A 19,067-nucleotide genomic window follows, 5' to 3' on the forward strand; every position below is an offset into this window, starting at 1 on the left:
GGAGGACGTGGTATTTTGGTGCGATAAAATAGATTTCGCGTTATTCAAAAATAGAAAGAATAGGATGTTCGGTATAAATACCTGTGGGATACCGGGAGCTTACTCCCGTTAAAATTAAAAGAAAAAAATACAGGTATTCGAATCACGGAATAATTAATTAACTTTCGAGGCTAGCTATAAAACCATCGTATATGAAGCTTATTGTGAACACGCTTGTGCTTGTTACATTTCTAATGTTCTTTTCCTGCGGTACTACCGACGGATTCAATACCAAAATCCATCTGGCCAATGACTCCGATATTGCCCTGATCAACAAACCAATTTCTATTGAACGTTCAACGATAGACTTAAATAATGAGACCAATTTGTTTCCGATGTTACGTGATGAGAAAGGAGATGTGATTTCGGTTCAATTTAATGATAGTGATGGCGATTATAGGTGGGATGAGCTTTTTTTTATTAGCGATCTCGACCCCCATGAAGAAAAAAATATCTCCGTAAAATGGGTCGCAGGGCTACCCGACTTTCCAAAGAGTACGAGTGTCCGGTTTGGGAAACGTCCTTCGGCAACTAAACCGATCAGGCCCGAAATACAGGAAACTCTTACCGCAAATGAACTGCCTAAAAGTTTGGGATATCAGCAATACCAGACTGATGGACCTTCTTGGGAAAACGATAAGGTCGGGTTTCGGCATTATCTTGATGGTCGAAATGCAAAGGATCTTTTTGGTAAAAAAGTTTCAGAAATATCCCCTGAAACTGTTGGAATCAATGCCGATGGTGCTGTTGAAGATAATTACCATACTATGGAAGATTGGGGTAGGGATGTGCTTGCCGTAGGAAACTCTGTCGGTCTCGGCGGGTACGGCTTGGCCATTGGCGATACCCTGATGCGTTTGGGGGTGACCGTAGATGATTCGATAAACAATATAGCAAAAACAACTTTTAAAATACAGTCCGAAGGCCCTGTGAATTCGGTCTTGAGCTTCGAGTACAATGATTGGAAACCGCTAAATCGCTCTTATGATGTTCGCGAATACACGTCGATTTGGCCGGGTATGTATGGCTATAAGAATACCGTTTCCGTTTCGGGACTTGGGGGCAATGAAGACCTCGTGGTCGGACTTGTGAATATAAACACGGATAAAGCGCTTGTCGAAATTACGGATCATGAAGAATATGTCATCGTTTATACCCACGATAAGCAAACCTATGACAAAGAATGGTGGTTAGGTATGGCTTTGATCCTTCCAAAAGATAAGTATCTCGGCTATACGGAAGCCCCAAAAACAGGAAGCCTTTCCAATACGTTTTTGGCCAGGCTCACTATCGAAGATAAAGAGCCGATAAGCTATTATGCCGTGGCCGGATGGGAACTCAGTGATTCCGGTTTTGCAAAAGAAGCCTATTTTGTGAACTACCTTAGACAACTTGTAGATCAGCTGTCAGTAAAAGTAAATGTTGAAATAAGGAATTGATTTGAAGATAACTGAACCGTATGAAAATGATAGATCGCTACACTAAGGAAAGAAATTTATTTCGTATAACTTCGTATGTACTACCTATCTTTCTTGTTCTTTTTTTTGAAAATGCTATAGTAGCTCAAAATAGTACCGAAAGCAAAAAACCTAATTTTTTGGTCATCATTGCCGATGATGCCGGGTGGAACGATGTGGGCTATAACGGCTCTGAAATACACACGCCGAACATTGATTTTTTGGCCAAAACCGGAGTGCGGTTAGACCGGTTTTATGTAAATCCCACTTGCTCACCTACAAGGGCCAGTTTTTTGACCGGTATGCCCGCCAGTCGTATGGGCATTGTAGCCCCTATCGCCGGTCGCAGTGAAAAAAAACTGCCCGATACGGTAATCACCTTGCCGCAATTGTTGCAAAAACAAAACTACCAGACAGCACTGTTCGGAAAATGGCACTTGGGTTTAAAACCGTCGAGCGGACCAAAAGCATATGGTTTTGAATATGCCTATGGATTTTTGCATGGGCAAATCGATCAATACTCGCACGAATATAAAAATGGGGACCCCAGCTGGCATAGAAATGGTGAATTTATCACTGAAAATGGGCATGTTACCGATTTGATAGGGAATGAGATCATCACATGGCTTCGGTCAAAACGGGATACCACAAAAAGTTTTTATGTTCAATTGGCCTATAGCGCTCCCCATTTTCCATTGCAGGAAGAAGATAAGTGGAAAAAACCATATTTGAAATCGATTGCGAATGAATCCCGGAGAGATTTTGCGGCGGCCATGAGCCATATGGACGATAATATAGGGCAGGTGCTAGAAGTATTAAAAGAACTGGGTCTCGAGAAAAATACCATCGTCATTTTTATGAGCGATAATGGGGGAATGGACAGTTGGTATCCGGAAAGTCAATATAACGGCAAACACGGTCCCAATCCGGTATTGGGAAATAATCTTCCCTTGCGTGATTGGAAAAAATCGAATTACGAAGGTGGTATTCGCGTACCCGCTGTTATCTCATGGAAGGGCAAACTTGCACCTTCCGTAAATGCCGATTATATATCGGTCATCGATGTGATGCCTACTTTGCTTAAACTCTCTGGATCTACATCGATTCCCGAGACGGTCGAAGGAGAAGACATTTGGAATACCCTTGTTTCAGAGGATGCGTTCAACAATGAAATTTATGTAAGGGGACATGTACAGGAAAGCTTGATTAAAAAGCCTTGGAAATTGATTCGTACGCGGCATAGGGGAGCGGTTCCTACGGATTATGAATTGTACAATCTTGAAAACGACCCGGAAGAAAAGCATAACCGCTACATTGATGAGGTTGATGTTGCCAAAGAATTAAACGACCGTTTACAAAAGCAATTTGCCAAAGACGCCCCAACAGTAAATGCGGGTATAAACTAAAAATCAGAAGAAAATGTATCGAAATGCCTTTACCATGAAACTAAAGCCTGGGTTCGAGGCGGAATATAAAAAGCGGCATGATGAAATTTGGCCCGAACTTTCTACATTACTCTCTAAATCGGGTATTCATGAATATTCTATTTTTTTGGATGAGGAGTCGCTAACACTTTTTGCTTTCCAGAAATTGGAAGAAGGTTTTGATGACGCCGCACTTCCCAACCACCCAATTGTAAAAAAATGGTGGGCTTATATGGCCGATATTATGGAAACCAATGATGATAATTCCCCAGTAGCAAAACCGCTCAACGAAGTTTTTTATATGGATTAAAAAAAATGCTATTGGTTGTACAAATACAGTTATGTGATGCACCCGGGTAGTTTTTTGGCATTGGTTATCCTAAAGGAGACTTTTGTAGATTAAAAAATTCCAGTGATAATAACTTGCCGATAGACTCCTATCGTCAAACCGAATTCCGCTCGATGTATTTAAAGACGTTTTTTACTTTTTCCGTTTTGTTTTTGAGAATCATATAGGCCGTAGTTTCACCCATGGCTTTAAAATCGGTGCTGATGACGGTAATACCCAAGAGCTCTTTTAAGGGAGTGTCATTATATGAGATAATACCCACATCTTTGCCCAAGACCATTTTTTTGGCGTTGATTTGACGTACCAAGTTGACCAGGTCCATCTCTTCAATGGTAATATAAACGTCTTTGCTGTTAAGCTCCATGTCATCATAGATTTCGTCCAAGACTTCGGAGTCAAATCCAAATTCACCACAAAACCGGGTAAACCCATGAACGATACGCATCGGGTAGGGGAAAACAGATTTTTTTGGATACACTAAAATCAGTTTATCATACTTTCTCAATTTATCGATACCCTCTTGTAGCGCGTTGTACAGGTCATCCTTGAAATTTTGATAAATAGCGCCGTATTTACCTTTTATCTCCAATCGATCGTTATCGAGAATAATAAGTTTGTCTTTCGGTATTTTTTCGATCTCTTTCAATACGGCGTCCGTTGCACTGGTATGCGCCAATTTTTCATCTTTAAAATGAGGCATGATAACGTAGTAGTCAAAGGCACCTAAATTTTTCTGCAACGCCCTTATGAATAGCGTTTCCTCACAATGGTAAATATTGAGTGTAACATGGCCGTCAACGCCAATACCGTTGACAAAGGCATTGTATATGGCCATTTTGTAATAGCTTGGTTTGTTCACCAAAAAGAATATACTGATCTTCGAGATCAAATCGGTTTTCGAAGTGTAATATCCTTTTCCTTTTACGGAAACGATAGCTTTTCTGCTTTTCAGTTCTTTATAAGCTTTTTCAACCGTATCCCGCGAGAGGTAACATGACGCACTCAGCTCATTAATCGAGGGTATTTTTTCACCAATTTCCAACTTACCTTTGGCAATATCGTTTATAATAGTCTCCACGATTTGCTTGTATTTCGGAATTCTCGATGATTCGTTGATCTTAATATTGAGTCTTTGGATCATGTCTGCAAATTAGGGAATTTCGCCACACTGGTCAACAGGGAAAAGATAGTACAATACCGAATTACAACTTAGATTTTTAACAGTGAAGTTTTTCACAGTAGGAAGTCATAAAAAAAATACGGTCTTTAAGCAACGAAAATCAGTATTATGATTATGTCATAACCCTGGAAATTCATTGTGCTAAAGACCGCACTATTTAAAAAGAATTGACGACCAAATTGATTTGATGTGTGCCGGGAGACAAACGAAGGGTGCCAAAAGCCATACTTGCCTTTTCCCCGTTCAAGGTGACTACATCATTTTCAGCGGTCTTGATTTCAAATTCGGCAACCATATTGGCAGGAATTTCTATGGTGTATACCTGTAATCGTGGGTTTTTGTAGGTATAGGCAGCCTTTATTGTCCCTTTAATGGTAGGAACTTCAATGGCGCTATTCTTTAAATCTCCCATTTGAGGTTTAATAGTAGCAATGTCAAATCCGGGTGTTTTTGGTTGAATCCCCCAAAGTCCACGAGGAATAGCATTTGCCGGTACGGCTCCCCAAGCATGGTTCCAATCAAGATTGTTTTTATATTTTAAATCCCAAGCTTCTAAGGTAATCGTCGAGCCGATACGAATCATGTTGTACCAACTCCTGTCACTTGTATCCGTTAATAGTTCCATGGCATAATCCGCCGCGCCAGCATTATATAGGCCATCCATCAAATATTGTGAGCCATATACACTGCAGGCCATTCCTCTTGATTTTACAAATTCAACTACGGATCCTATGTGCTCCTCCGGAACCATATTGAAGGCCAGCGGCATCATGTTGGCATGTAATGAGGCATGGTCTGTTCCGATCCCATCTATATAGATGCCTCGCTGAGCGTCGAACATTTTCTCATTGAAAGCCTTTTTCGCTTTCAACCCCCTTAATTTAAAATCTAAAGATTCTTGTGTCTTCCCTAAAACCTTGGCGAATCCGGCCATGATTTTCATATTTTGATAATAAAAGGCATTGACTACGGTATTATAATCCTTAAAAATATAACCGTCGCGTTCGCCTTTGTTAGCCGGGTCACCGCCCCAGCCAGCAGAGGGCCAATCAACGATGTCCCTGAAAGTTTCTTTCATTTCTTTTGGAAACCCAAGATTGGCCATTAACTCAGGAGTCATTTTGGTCGAGGTAATCAGACCATCTTCGTTCGCAAGCTCATAGAGTGTTTTGTATTTTAACTGATCATAGTATTTCTCAATAAGCTCTGTGTTGCCCGTGTACATATAATCGGCATAAAACATAAGCGCTACGTGCTGTTGCCATTCTGTAGGCCATGTAGGGTGTTCCATGAAATACTCTATGGTCTGTCGGGCGATGGCGTATTCACGATCGGTGGTGTAATGGCTCAGTTGGTTGAGGTAGGCATCGGCCTCATAAGGAATTCGCTCCCGATCGCCATCTACATAAAGACCGTTAAAAGTCGTAGCCTTGATAGAATACTTGCATAAATCCCAAATCTGATTTAAAATATCATCTGAACTTGTGAAGCTGCTGGAATCATCTTCCCAATAACTGTGATAGGCAAGTTGCGTAAAATTTTCAGCAGTCAAAGGTTCTTGGGCTCCGTCAACTTCGGCGTATCGAAAAGGCATCAAAACCGGAAACCCTTCGGGTAGCGGTAGTGCCTTACCTGGTAAAGTATTTCGCTTATTCGGTTTTATTGGTAGTTGATATTTGGTTTGTTCCGGTTTTACCTGAACTTGGATTTCTTGATACCGGATATGGCTCTTTTCAAAAGGTTTTCTATTGATGTTTTTACCTGCTAACTGCTCTCCAATTCGGAAAGTAAGTGTATGGGCCGTTTTGGCGTTATAAGTAAAATCAATGGTTGCGAAAGCAGCCTTGCCGAAATCGATAAAATAGGTGTCACCTCTTTTTTCGAATTCGAAAGGTTTTATTTTATCGATTTGGAAACTATTGGGTGTAGTGATGGTCGCTTTTGGGTTTCCCATGGTAAAGGATTGACTTTTTGAATATCGTGAAAGTCGATTGTCTTGGTCCCAAATACGCACTTTCCAAAAGTAGGTCTGCCCATTTTTCAATGGCGTCCCCGCATGTTCTATTTCTGTTGAGGCATTGGTTCTTACTTGTCCACTATCCCATACATCACCGATATTATTATTTATCTTTTCTTCGGTCGATGCTACCAATACTTGATAGGCCGATTGTGAAACTGCGCCATTTGGCACCACCCATCCGTACTCAGGTTTAGGGTCAATTATGGTAACTCCGGCCGTATTTCGTATCCATTCAATAATTAAATTTGACGGTCCCGTTGAATAGTCGTCCGAAAGTTCAAGAATAAGGTCATCCGTTTTTTTCCGAAACGTTTTAAGGGTTTCGGCATATTTTGAATCTTTTGCAAGATTATTGATCTCTTGTGGGTCCTTTTTTAGGTTGTAAAGTTCCTCGAACGATTTGTCATTGACGTACCTGAAATACTTCCAATCTTTGGTGCGTACCCCCTCACTGGGCGGAATATTTTCAAATTCCCAGATATGCTCGATTAACACGGTGTCTCGTTCTAAGCTCTTTTGTTGCCCGGAAACCAAAGGGAGTAGACTTTTCCCTTGCCAAGCTTTGGGGGGTGCCACTCCGGCAATATCTAATATGGTAGGCGGCACATCGATATTTAGGGCCATGTCGTCAAGGTCTTGGTGCTTTTTAACTCTTGGGTCGTAAATAATAAGGGGCACCCGAACTGAATTATCATAAAGGAGCCATTTTCCGGCCAGTTGGCGTTCGCCTAAAAAATAACCATTGTCACCCATTAGAATGATTATTGTATTCTTGTCGAGTCCTTTCTTTTTGAGATGGTCCCGAATTTTTCCTATTTCGCGGTCAATACCTGAAATCATGCGGTAATATCCCTTTACACTGTGCTGATATTTTTCAGGAGTGTCATAGCGCCAATTCCAACGGGTACGGTTAAAGCCGTCCCGAACGAACTTGGGTTGTTGCTCAAAATATTTGTCCTCACCGAGTTCAGGGTCGGGCATCGTTGTATTTTGTAAAAGTTTATCAGATTCATCTTGCCAAAAATATTGGTCTTTGGCGCCGTCATGGGCATGGGGTGCGCTAAAACTGAGTGAGAGACAGAAGGGGGAAGAAGCGTCGGCGGCGTCAATATAGTCCAATGCTTTTTGACCCGTATAGCGTGTCAGGTGTACCGTATCTTTATCCAAGGTTTTGTAATAATATCCGCGTCGGTCTTTAAAGGCGTTGTTACGGTCGTACGATTCAAAGACATCAAATTGCTTTTCGAGATGGTCGTAACGCACGCCATACTTGCCAAAAAATCCGGTGTGGTAGCCATTATTTTTTAAAAGGGTAGGGTAAGAGGTTTCCATATAACTGTCCCTGATATTTCCCGTCTGAAAATTATAATTGTGGGTACGCTCGTAAAGTCCGGTCAAAATACTAGCGCGGCTAGCGGCACAGATCGGGGTGGTTACCATGGCATTTTTAAAATAGGTGCCCGATTTGGCCAAGTTGTCCATCTCCGGAGTATGAATCAATGAGTTTCCTGCATAGCCCAGCGCATCGAAGCGCTGATCATCCGTCAAGATGAATATGATGTTCGGACGGTCGGCACCATTTTGTGCTTTGTTCTTTTGGGCATAGAACTTGGGGCCCGATACTAAAAACAAGAGTAAAATTAGAGGGAAACTAAATTTTTGATAGTTCATTAATTTTTATTTTTTCTGCAGAATTTTGAAGTAGGTCAAACTTAAGCCATTTCCCATAATTGGGTATCCTGTGCCGTCCTGTTTCATATAAATAACCTGTCTGATATCCTTTATAAATATATACCTTTAAGACCGATTGATGTCATCATTTGAATCTACTTTTAATAACAACAAAATCCCCAGAATGATAAGGAGTTTAATAAAACTGGTATTTACTTCCGTCACATTATTGCTTTGCATACCATGTAAAAGTCAAAAGACCGTAAGTGGTTTTGATCTGGTTCAAATAGAAAGAAACCGGGTGGTTGATAACGCTCGGGAGTATGCAGGCTTAGAACCTATTACCGTTACCCATGACCAAAGTGAACGCAGTGCTGGTACGCTGCATGATTTTTACTCCGAGGGGGATTATTGGTGGCCCGATCCTCAAAACCCTGAAGGACCTTACATACGAAAAGATGGATTGACAAATCCCGATAATTTTACGGCACATCGAAAAGCGATGATTCGTTTAAGTCAGATTTCCGGAGCCTTGGCATCGGCTTATTTGGTCACCGGTGATAAAGCTTATGCCAAACAGTTGCTTCCGCATTTGCAAGCTTGGTTTGTCAATGAAGATACCAAAATGAATCCGAACCTTTTATACGCCCAAGCCATCCAAGGCATAGTAACAGGTCGGGGTATCGGTATTATCGATACCATTCACTTATTGGAAGTAGTTCTTGCCGCTCAGGCCATTGAAGAGGCAAAGGTAATCTCGGCTAGTGACATGGCCGATATACGGAAATGGTTTTCCGATTATTTGGAATGGATTACGACACACCCGTATGGCATCAAGGAGCGCGACAATGGAAACAATCACAGTGTTTGTTGGGCCATGCAGGTCGCCGTCTTTGCCGATTTCGTCGGAAATGATACGCAAAAAGAATTCGTCCGAAATTTTTACAAGGAAACCTTGCTGCCCGATCAAATGGACGACAAAGGGACTTTCCCGCTCGAATTGGCGCGAACGAAACCTTATGGGTACTCCCTTTTTGTGCTTGACGGAATGGCGGCGCTCTGCCAAGTGCTTTCTACCCCTACAGAGAACTTGTTTGCCTATGCGACGGCCGATGGTAAAAGTATGGTCAAGGGACTCTCGTTTCTATACCCTTATGTCAAGGATAAAAGCAGCTGGCCTTTTCAAAAAGATGTCATGTATTGGGAAGAATGGCCCGTAAGGCAACCTTCATTTTTATTTGGCGGACTCGCACTGCAAAATGAGACTTATTTAAATTTGTGGAAATCCCTTGAACCCAATTTCGATAACCCCGAAGTCATACGGAATATGCCCGTGCGATATCCGTTGCTTTGGGTAAGGAAATAAGCGACCCCTAATAACACAGGGTCGCTTCCTTTATAGATTTTTTAACTGTATGTTGCGGTATTCAACTTTCATAGGCGGACCTACATGTACTTGAACGCCTAAAAAGCCTGAAGATGCGCGGTTTACAGTATCATCATCAATAACCTCGCTCATGAGAACTCCGTTGATGTAGTGCTGTAACTTATTTCCTTTAATGATAAGGTGGGCTTCGTTCCAATCTTCACTTTTGATTTTTGTCTTGAGTTCGTCGGAATCGCCTAGAGATTCGATAACCTCACGACTCTGCCAAGCGTTCTTTGCCACATTGGCGCGTAAGGATCCTGGAGTATCTGGGTTTTCTTGTGAAGTGATGATGGCTTTTTCGCCTCGATAGGCGAGTGTAGCGCGTTTTTTCTCTTCGTAGTTCTGCCCCGTATATCTGATTTTCCCGTCGATATCAGCCTGGTAGCCGCGTAGCGCATAGGGAATAGTATCGATTTTTTCACTGCGATAATTGATGCCACTGTTTCCCGCTTCGGCGATACGGAACTCCAGTTTTAATTCGAAGTCGCTTGGTTGCCCGCCTTTCCAGACAATAAACGTATTGTTCTGCAAAAGGGTCGAAGGGGTGACTTCACCTACCAAATTCCCGTTTTCTACTCGCCAGTAATTGGGGTCTCCTTCCCAATTATCCAGGGTCTTGCCATCAAATATTTCTACAAAACCATCAGTGTCTTCAACAACGGCAACGGATTCTTCCGCTGCTTTACTTTCTTTTTTTTCCTTGCAAGATTGTAGACCAATAAGTGCAAGAACTACTAGGGCATAGCGCATATAATTTCTTTTCAAATTCATTTTTTTATTTTTTTGTTGGTTCGTTGTAATAGATAGTTAGCCCATCTTTTCCGGCTACGATAATATCCTTCATTCCGTTTTTATTCAAATCGGATACGCTAAAATAGACGCCCGTGCCTTTTCCCGTGCCATAAGCACCGTAGTCAATAATTTGTTTGCTGAAATTTTCACCGGTCCATCTGAAATAATAGAGTCCGAGTTCATCATTCCCGCCGGGATCTTTTCCGTTGTGTGCACGGTAACGTTTTCCTGTAACCAATTCATTTTCCCCATCTTGATCAATATCGATCCATTCCATACTATGGTATTGCGAATTGTAGGGGTCAATGGAATGTTTGGTCCACGTCGTTTTTTTATCTTTTTTCGTGGTTGTCTGCTCGTACCAGTGCAGACCGTAACCATGACCCTGGCCTACAATCAGGTCGTTAAGTCCGTCTTTGTTGATATCGGCGATAATCATAGGTACGCTGGCGGTGCCTAGTTCAAAGTCTTGATGAAATTTCCATTCTCCGGTATAGGGATCTTCTGGCGCTTCGAGCCACCCCGATGGAACGACCAAATCTCCACGACCATCATTATTGATGTCCCCAAAACCTAAGCCATGACCCTGTTTTTCCGAAATGGTGTGTTTGCCAAATTTCCCCGTACCCTTTTTATTATTATCCAATAGTAAGCGATAGATAATCAAGGGGTCGTTTGGAGTATTTGGAACGATTTCGATGATGCCATCGCCATCAATGTCCCAAGAACGGGTGCTCTCAATATTGCCGGCTTCGGCAATCAAATGTTCTTGCCACTCGCCATTGTCACCGGAATTTTCTTTCCAGACCAATTGTTTTCCAAACCAGCCTCCTGTAATAAAATCCATATTTCCATCACCATTCACATCGAGTGGAATGGTCGAGAAATCATCGTAATATTCACCATAGCGTTTGGCCGACCCAATATAGTGCCTGTTTTGATAGTCAGGTCCTTCGTACCAATAGGCGCCCGATACGATATCAAGCACGTTGTCATTATTGACGTCGAAGACGCCTACCGATTCATAACTTTCGGAGGCAATCGCTTTTTTGGTAAATACCAAGGGTTTTGATTGGGCATACCCAAAAACACCCGTCAAGAAAAAGACGATGAGCGAAATACGTGCCGTACTGTTTTTGGATGTAGTTTTAGAAGCTGGCGCAGTGTAGTTTGAAACTACATGGCAACCAGCTTCTTTTACTAATTTATTCATTTTAATTATTAGCCTCCGTGTAAATAGGGTTTTTTGGGTCACCTCCGGAAATCAAATAGGCCAGAAGATCTTTTAGCTCATCCGCGTTTAACGAATTAATGGTGCCAGGGGGCATTATAGACACAGTCGACATTTTCATATCGGTTACCTGATCTTTAGGAATCTCACGAGTGATGTCCGGAGCATATGGGTTCTGGGAAACTACATAGTTTTGATCGTTTTCGTTCATCAATCTGCCTACTATCGATGTGCCATCTTTTAGAGTGTACACGGTAGAGTTATACTGATCTGAGATAACATCACTAGGGTCTATAGTGGCTTTTAGAATATCTTCAGGAGAGAAACGCGTGCCTAGCTGACTAAGGTCGGGACCAATATTTTGACCTTCGCCCTGCATGGTATGACATGTGATACAGCTCGTGGAAGCAAACATACTTTTGCCGTATTCAAAATCTCTTCCTTTTAAACCATCGGCCAATAAAGGCCCTATTTCTTCTACTTTCCAATTGTGTCTAGGTCCTTTCGGTGTTACCGTAGAAACGGCCAAATCGTTACCCGAACTTGCCAATAAATCGGCTCCTGACATCTTATCGTAGAAATCAAATTTGGCTTTAGGTACATGGGTCAAGGCTTTTTTTCTGGCCTTGTCGATAAAACCGATATAACTTCTACCTGCTTTGAAAGAAAATGCCTTGTTAAACCACTTGAAATACTTTTCGCGAAGCTCCGGCGTCCATCCTTTGTCAACATCTTCGATGACCATGCCATAATAGGTGTGTTGGGCAGGAGGCATATTTTTCAATGTAAGGGCAATGTCCATTCCATACTGAGGGTTTCTCAATATCAAATCGGAAGCGTCAGTGGCAGTGTTTGCCATTACATCTACGTTCTCACCAGTATTCGATTCCAATAACGCTAGCGTTTTTTTGGCGACTGTCGGGTCATCAAGATAGGCAAGGGTCTTGCTCAATAATTGGTTCAAGACATCTGTTTGTGCCGGGTATTTCGGTGAAAGATAGGCGATAACCTTGTTCTTAATGCCGGCCGACGGAACTCCGAAACGCGCAAGTGTCAGTTCAAAAGCGCGTAACAAATCAACCTGATGTTGTGGTGAAAGTGAAGCGTAATCAACACCCATAAGCGCATTTAGCATTCCGCTCTGTTGTGTTTTTGATCCCTGACGGGCTAAAGCGATAACACCTTGAGCCAAGGCTACTGGATCTTTTTCGGCCAATACTTTCGCCTGCCATTCTTGTACGGGTTGATGCTCTATGGCAATACGTGCGGCATACTGTAAAAAACGATCTTCACTGCTTAGGTGCGGCCAAGCAAATGCTACGGCACCTGCCTTTGGTGCTTCGTGATAAGCTTCTAATTGTCTTCTGATTTTATTCGCTTCGGTCAACTCGGGAGTCTCGTTTGAAGCGACAACCGATTCGTCACCTGTGTAATGCACTCTGTATAGGTCGGAATCCAACCTACGGCCTCCTGTCATAAAGTACATCGCGCCATCTGGGCCAATGACCCCATCGGTCAAAGGAAGTGGAATGCCTGATAAAAATTCTTCGCGCTCACCGTCATAAGAAGAACCGTTAGGTGTGAGATGAATGGCATAAATCATTCCAAAACTCCAGTCAAATGCATAGATACTTTTCTGATATTTCTCTGGGAATTTTGCCCCCCTACCATACACCACGTTGGTCGGAGACCCTTGGCCGATATTCACTATAGGCGGAAGGTTGTCAGGATAGGCGGGAGACCATTTTCCGTTACCGGTACGCCATCCGAATTCACTACCACTGGTTACGTGGCAGATACGGGTCGGACGATACCAAGGCATGCCCAAATCCCATTCCATATCGCTATCGTAAACGAACATATCGCCTTGGTCATTAAAATCAAGGTCAAAAGGATTTCGGAAACCGGCGCTCACCAATTCCCAGTTTTTTCCTTCGGGGTCGATTTTTGCTATCCATCCTCCTGGGGCACCTCGGTCATTGGCATGACCACGAGGATCTTTGACCTGAGGAAAGAGGTTATCATCTTGCCATACTTTAGGCAATCGATATGAATCCATTTCAGGTAAATCGGTATGGTTTCCGGCGATGACGTGCAGCGTCTTTCCGTCAGGACTCATTACAATACTATGCGGACCATGTTCACCGGCACCGTTCAATGCCTTTAACAAGGTAATCTTGTCATATTGGTCGTCATTATCCGTATCCTGCAAACGGTAAAGCCCGCTGCTTTTTTCAAATTCGTCGTTACCCCTATGGTTGACCATCACGTAAAGACTATTGAAAGCATAGAGCAGTCCTTGTGCATAGCCCATTTGTATTACGGAATCAGCCACGGCTTCCCCGGTTTGAATCTTGAGCTTTTCAATCTTGGGTGTTACAACGTCGGAGCCGATGGCAGGTATTTCCATACGGTATAATGCACCATATTGATCCGCGGTAATTAGTCGGTCTTTATCATCAAAGGTCATAGCGACCCACGATCCTTGATCATTATCCGCAGGGCTATACAGATGTTCTGCTTCAAAACCTGGCTGTAATTTCAGCTTCGACAGTTTTGGATCAAGCTCTTGGGTACTTTTTGAATCCGTTTCCTTGGCATCCTCACAGGAAATAGAAAACAGCATTGCAAAAATAAGTGCGACGAAAAGTCTGGTCATATTATTTTGATTTTTATTATAAGTCGACTAATTTAATTAAAAATTTGGGTTTAGGGATGATTCGGATGCCGGAAGTGCATAACGTTCTGTGATATTGGTAAAAACATTGCCCCTTGGTTCTACACCCGCAGGATAGTAGTAGTCAACTGGGTTGGCTTTTATTTTATTTCCATGAGCAGTAATCACATCAATTGCACGACCTGTTCGAACCAAATCGAACCATCTTTTGTTTTCAAAAGCGAGTTCGACCCTTCTCTCGTTAAAGATTGCTTCTCCTAAATCACCTATCGGGGCACCAAGGCCTGCACGTGTGCGAACTTCAGTTAGATAGGGAAGGGCTTCACCATCTTTTCCTTGTTCTTCCAAGCTTTCCGCTAAAAATAACAGTACTTCGGAATAACGATAAATAGGCCAATTCATACCATGGTTGCCATGCAAAGAATGGGGTTCAACATATTTCTTGATAATCGGATAAACACCATCTTCCCAAAAGCTCTCACTAGCGGTAACATACAATATTGAAGCATCTTCCCTCAAATCGCCGTCTTCATAAGCTTCAATAATATCTGGGGTTGGGATATTGTTCCCTTCTCCATTAACGGGCTGTGGGTTTGATGTTCCGGTTATAGCACCAACCTCTTCGGCGGTAATTGGTCTTGGAAGAAAGTTGTATAGAAAGCTGCCATTCAGTCCTTCGGCACCTTCCCTGTATTGAATTTCAAAAACAGACTCCATGTTGTTCTTATTGTCGCTATTTCCGGAAAAAGCGTCCTCATAGTTAGGCATTAAGTCATATTCGTTACTGGCTACAACCGCTTTCAAAACGGTTTCGGCATCCGCCCATCGTTCGCGAACTATATAAACATTTCCTAAAAGTGTTTGAGCCGCACCGGAAGTCACCCTTCCAGGTTGTTGTTGTGATTTAAGCGGTAATAAAGAAATGGCCGCTTGGGTGTCTTCTATAATCTGGGCATAAAGTTCTTCTTCCGAAGCAAGGGGCAAAGCTGCTCCTTCACGGTCTACTACCGGCTCAAGATGCATGGGTACACTACCAAATAACTGCGCCAGGTCAAAATAAGAATATGCCCTTAGAAAAAGCGCCTGACCTTTTACGTTCGCTTTTGCAGCTTCATCAAATTCAGCTTCATCTATGGTTGCTAAAATCTGATTGGCTCGAGCAATAACTTCATAATATCCCACATAAACATTATTTACATGGCCATTCGCGGTTATGCCCCCATCGCTAGGTATGGAGTGATCGGCAATATCTTCTTGGTTATCTGTAGCACCAAAAGCCGTATTACGTGCAAAATAGGTGTTGTCAGAGTGCATCTCGGCCAGAAAGGGCTTTGATTGATTGTTAATTCCACGTAGGGGTACGTAGGTTCCGTTAATGGCTTGTGTGAAATCTTCTTCCGTTTTGAAGAAGGTAGGCACACTTAATGAGTCTTCGGGGAAAATGGTTAATTCCTCGTCACAACCGCTTACCAGAAACCCCAGTAATATTGCGATAAAATAGAATATATTTTTCATTTTTTCATTTTTAAGATTTGTCGAAAGTGAACTATTTTTTGACATAATAATTTACGATTTAAAAGTTTAAATTTAAACCTAAACTAAATATACGTGGAACCGGATATCCGGAAATATCTACCCCGGAAGCAAGATTTCCACCATCTCCCTCTCCATTATTCTGCACACTTATTTCAGGGTTTGGTCCGCCCCAATATTTAGTGAATATGTGCACATTTTGAATTGAGCCATATACGCGGGCCGACTTGAAATATTTATCCAGTCCTGGAATGGTATATCCTAAGGTTATATTCCTAATGTTGAAGTAGGAGGCATCTGCAACGAAGCGATCATTGATCCAATCCCTTTCTATACCGGTAACATTACCACCACCAACTGTGGTGCCATAAAAACCGTCACCCGGGTTGTCAACCGATCTAAAACGGTTTTCAACATCTTTTAAAAGATTGAATACCCCATCTAAATTCGTTGTACTGTACAGGTGCCTAACAAGTAGTTCATTGCCGTAAGAACCGGTACCCACAACAGAAAAGTCAAAATTCTTGTAGTTAATAGTGTTTGTAATACCGTAAGTAAAATCAGGAAATGGACTTCCCATGATCGCACGGTCATCTTCATCGCCCCCGCGAGTAATGATACCATCACCATTAACATCGAGTAATTTGATACTACCCACAGTAGAACGACCCGGAACCTGTGGGGAGCTGTCCAAGTCTTGCTGGTTTAGATAAACCCCATCAGATAGATGTCCATAGAATTGACCAAAAGGCTCGCCTACTTTGGTAATATGCCATCCGCCTGGGCCGTAAACCCTGTCAATACCATCGGCCAATGCTACTACCTCATTGCGATTGAAGGATATATTTGCATTGGTGGTCCATTGAAATTCACCTGTAGTGTTAACCGTATTTATACCAAACTCATGGCCCCAGAATTTGATTTCACCAATGTTGTCGCTGAAGTTGGAAAAGCCTGATTCCCTAGCCACCTGTACGTTATACAAGAGATTGGTCGTGTTCTTGGTATAATAATCATAAACTAACGACACCCTATCATTGAAGAGGCTTAAATCCAGTCCAATATCGAACTGCTTGGTGGTTTCCCAACCCAAATTAGAATTTGAGAGTGAATTTACCGCTGAACCAGGCGCAAAAGTGTCTCCAAATACGGCATTTACAGTATTGTCTATTAACGCATATTGCGTGTAGTTACCTATATTATTGTTTCCGGTAACCCCATAACTCGCACGCAGTTTTAGAAGCGAAATGGATTCCACATTTTCTAGAAAAGCCTCATCAGATGCAATCCATCCTGCAGATACGGAAGGAAATGTACCCCATCTATTCTCGGATCCAAATCTTGAAGACCCATCACTACGGATTGAACCGGTCAAGAGATATTTTCCTTTATAGTTATAGGTAAGTCTTGAAAGATAGGAAACCAAACTCCATTCCTGCACTTGATCATATGTGCCGCCCCTGTTAATGTTGGCCGCCCCTTGTATATTGGGCAGTCTATCATCGGCAAAATCACTGGCCGCAACCCTACTCCGGTCGAAACGATATTTTTGATAGGTAAAACCTCCTAGAAGCGAGAAATTGTGCTCGCCAAAACTTTTAGTATAATTAACCGTGTTCTCGTTCAACCATGAAAAAGTGTTCCTTTTGTCCCAAACTGCTTCATTGTTCGTTGGTATCGGACGATTAATTGCATAGGTGGCATTGGTGGGACTGAAGTATTCATATTGACTATTGTAAAATTCCGCGTTTAAACTCGATTTAATAGAAAGGCCTTCTATTGGTTCGTATTCAATATAGGCATTGGACAAAAGATTAAGTTCTTTAGTTCCGTCTTGAATACGCTCAGCAGAATTGAGCCAGTTGGCATAAGAGAAGATATTTCCTGTATTTGCCGGAAAATTATTGAACTCCGTTCTGGTCCCGTCAGGATTGTAGATAGGCATAATGGGCCAGGTGTGCAATGCGTTAAACAGGAGACCTGTTCCCCGGCTACCATCTGTTCTTGGTACATTATCAAGAATGTAGCTAGGTGCAACATTCACCCCTACTCGAACCTTATCAGATAAACTATAATCCAAATTTGCACGTAGTGAATACCGCTTATAATCCGAATTTAAGACTACCCCTTCTTGATCAAAGAAACCTAAAATCACCGAGGTTCGTAATTTTTCTTTATTAGAAGTCAAGGTGAGGTTGTAGTTGGTCATGGGAGCCGTTCTTAGCATCGCATCGTACCAATCGTTGTTTTGTCCTTCGTACTGCGATGGGTTCTGATAAATATCAGGTACCGGGTCCCCTTGATCTTCATAATACTCCTTTTTAAATTGCGCGAATTCAACAGCATTCATCATTTCTATCCTTCCCCTATCCGGAACATTCTGCATACTGGTTGTAACATTCAGGCTTATACTTGTTTCACCGGGTTTTCCGCTTTTGGTCGTAATCAGAACAACTCCATTGGCGGCTCTTGAACCGTACAAGGAAGTGGAAGCAGCATCCTTTAAAACGGAAATATCTTGGATTTCATCAGGATTTATATTGTTGATCCCTCCAGAGATGGGAAAGCCATCAACTACATACAAAGGGTCACTACCACCGGAAACGGATAATTGCCCCCGGATCCGAACCGACATTCCCTGACCCGGTTTACCCGTGGTCTGATTAATTTGAACCCCTGGAAGCCTACCCTGTATTTTTTGAGTGATCTGGGAAACGGGGATATCGGCAAGCTCAGTGGCCTGAATGGTAGACACTGACCCGGTAACCTGTCTTTTAATCTGGGTACCATAACCAACGACCACTACTTCATCGAGGCCGGCAGCGCTTTCTTCGAGTGTAATATTTAGAGTCGATTGACCATTTAAGGGAACCTCTTTGGTTGCGAAGCCGATATAAGAGAAGACCAATGTGGCATTTGTATTGGGAACTTCTATCGAAAAGTTGCCATCAAAGTCGGCCGTTACCCCATTTGTGGTACCTTTTTCAACGATGTTGGCGCCTGGTAGCCCCAGTCCGTCAGTGGAAGAAAGTACCGTGCCCTTGATCACCACGTCTTGAGCATGGCTATTAAGTGCAAAAAGTAACATTAAGGCAAAGAGAAATGCCTTTGAAACAGCGTTCAATTTTTTTTTCATAATAGAGTTGATTAAGTTGTTGTCATTAATAAAAACGAGGGGGTCAGAATACCTTTCTTACTTGAACATAATTCTGTCGTCTTTACCCCGAAAGTACTTACCTAATCTTAATGAACTATCCTGTACTGT

General features: G+C 42.4%; 11 protein-coding genes. 4 read left to right on the forward strand and 7 right to left on the reverse strand.

What is annotated here, in order from left to right; translation table 11 throughout:
• The first annotated feature begins 191 nt into the window (after positions 1-191).
• Genes BLS33_RS16415 through rhaM form a run of 3 tightly spaced genes read left to right on the forward strand, consistent with a single transcriptional unit; the run spans position 192 to position 3,230 of the window.
• Positions 192-1,478 (forward strand): DUF4861 domain-containing protein, encoded by a 1,287-nt coding sequence (locus BLS33_RS16415; protein WP_218129578.1) that lies wholly within the window; start codon positions 192-194, stop codon positions 1,476-1,478.
• A gap of 20 nt (positions 1,479-1,498) precedes the next feature.
• Positions 1,499-2,902, forward strand: coding sequence for a sulfatase family protein (locus BLS33_RS16420; protein WP_245731508.1), 1,404 nt, complete (start codon positions 1,499-1,501; stop codon positions 2,900-2,902).
• Between the two features lie 13 nt (positions 2,903-2,915).
• Positions 2,916-3,230, forward strand: a complete 315-nt coding sequence (gene rhaM / locus BLS33_RS16425; RefSeq protein ID WP_089891949.1) for an L-rhamnose mutarotase — start codon at positions 2,916-2,918, stop codon at positions 3,228-3,230.
• A 133-nt stretch (positions 3,231-3,363) separates the two neighbouring features.
• On the opposite strand, the gene BLS33_RS16430 is transcribed toward rhaM, so the two are convergent.
• Together BLS33_RS16430 and BLS33_RS16435 are read right to left on the reverse strand one after the other, a co-directional pair.
• Positions 3,364-4,410, reverse strand: coding sequence for a GntR family transcriptional regulator (locus BLS33_RS16430; RefSeq protein ID WP_089891952.1), 1,047 nt, complete (start codon positions 4,408-4,410; stop codon positions 3,364-3,366).
• A gap of 196 nt (positions 4,411-4,606) precedes the next feature.
• Positions 4,607-8,140, reverse strand: coding sequence for a sulfatase-like hydrolase/transferase (locus BLS33_RS16435; RefSeq protein ID WP_089891955.1), 3,534 nt, complete (start codon positions 8,138-8,140; stop codon positions 4,607-4,609).
• 184 nt (positions 8,141-8,324) lie between these two features.
• On the opposite strand from BLS33_RS16435, the gene BLS33_RS16440 reads away from it, so the two are divergent.
• A complete protein-coding gene (locus tag BLS33_RS16440) occupies positions 8,325-9,506 on the forward strand; it encodes an alginate lyase family protein (protein WP_089891958.1) in 1,182 nt (393 codons plus the stop codon).
• A gap of 30 nt (positions 9,507-9,536) precedes the next feature.
• Here the strand turns inward: BLS33_RS16440 and BLS33_RS16445 are convergent, their stop codons facing one another.
• The 5 genes from BLS33_RS16445 to BLS33_RS16465 are packed head-to-tail and all read right to left on the reverse strand — an operon-like array spanning position 9,537 to position 18,938.
• Complete coding sequence (locus tag BLS33_RS16445; protein WP_089891960.1) at positions 9,537-10,340, reverse strand: 3-keto-disaccharide hydrolase; 804 nt, start codon at positions 10,338-10,340, stop codon at positions 9,537-9,539.
• A 4-nt stretch (positions 10,341-10,344) separates the two neighbouring features.
• The gene (locus tag BLS33_RS16450) at positions 10,345-11,574 is read right to left on the reverse strand and encodes an FG-GAP repeat domain-containing protein (RefSeq protein WP_089891963.1); all 1,230 of its coding nucleotides are present in this window, start codon (positions 11,572-11,574) and stop codon (positions 10,345-10,347) included.
• A 1-nt stretch (position 11,575) separates the two neighbouring features.
• Positions 11,576-14,251, reverse strand: coding sequence for a c-type cytochrome (locus BLS33_RS16455; protein WP_089891966.1), 2,676 nt, complete (start codon positions 14,249-14,251; stop codon positions 11,576-11,578).
• A gap of 36 nt (positions 14,252-14,287) precedes the next feature.
• Entirely contained in the window at positions 14,288-15,784 is a 1,497-nt protein-coding gene (locus BLS33_RS16460; protein WP_089892333.1) for a RagB/SusD family nutrient uptake outer membrane protein, read from the reverse strand.
• Between the two features lie 58 nt (positions 15,785-15,842).
• Positions 15,843-18,938 (reverse strand): SusC/RagA family TonB-linked outer membrane protein, encoded by a 3,096-nt coding sequence (locus BLS33_RS16465; RefSeq protein WP_089891970.1) that lies wholly within the window; start codon positions 18,936-18,938, stop codon positions 15,843-15,845.
• Positions 18,939-19,067: the final 129 nt, after the last annotated feature.

This window comes from Kriegella aquimaris (genome assembly GCF_900103215.1).
Taxonomy (GTDB): Bacteria; Bacteroidota; Bacteroidia; order Flavobacteriales; family Flavobacteriaceae; genus Kriegella; species Kriegella aquimaris.

Bases quoted from the DNA above. Each gene is read 5' to 3' on its own strand.
- BLS33_RS16420 (WP_245731508.1), top strand. From the start codon at position 1,499: ATGAAAATGATAGATCGCTACACTAAGGAAAGAAATTTATTTCGTATA.
- BLS33_RS16455 (WP_089891966.1), bottom strand. From the start codon at position 14,251: ATGACCAGACTTTTCGTCGCACTTATTTTTGCAATGCTGTTTTCTATT.
- BLS33_RS16430 (WP_089891952.1), bottom strand. From the start codon at position 4,410: ATGATCCAAAGACTCAATATTAAGATCAACGAATCATCGAGAATTCCG.
- BLS33_RS16415 (WP_218129578.1), top strand. From the start codon at position 192: ATGAAGCTTATTGTGAACACGCTTGTGCTTGTTACATTTCTAATGTTC.
- BLS33_RS16435 (WP_089891955.1), bottom strand. From the start codon at position 8,140: ATGAACTATCAAAAATTTAGTTTCCCTCTAATTTTACTCTTGTTTTTA.
- BLS33_RS16465 (WP_089891970.1), bottom strand. From the start codon at position 18,938: ATGAAAAAAAAATTGAACGCTGTTTCAAAGGCATTTCTCTTTGCCTTA.
- rhaM (WP_089891949.1), top strand. From the start codon at position 2,916: ATGTATCGAAATGCCTTTACCATGAAACTAAAGCCTGGGTTCGAGGCG.
- BLS33_RS16445 (WP_089891960.1), bottom strand. From the start codon at position 10,340: ATGAATTTGAAAAGAAATTATATGCGCTATGCCCTAGTAGTTCTTGCA.
- BLS33_RS16460 (WP_089892333.1), bottom strand. From the start codon at position 15,784: ATGAAAAATATATTCTATTTTATCGCAATATTACTGGGGTTTCTGGTA.
- BLS33_RS16440 (WP_089891958.1), top strand. From the start codon at position 8,325: ATGATAAGGAGTTTAATAAAACTGGTATTTACTTCCGTCACATTATTG.
- BLS33_RS16450 (WP_089891963.1), bottom strand. From the start codon at position 11,574: ATGAATAAATTAGTAAAAGAAGCTGGTTGCCATGTAGTTTCAAACTAC.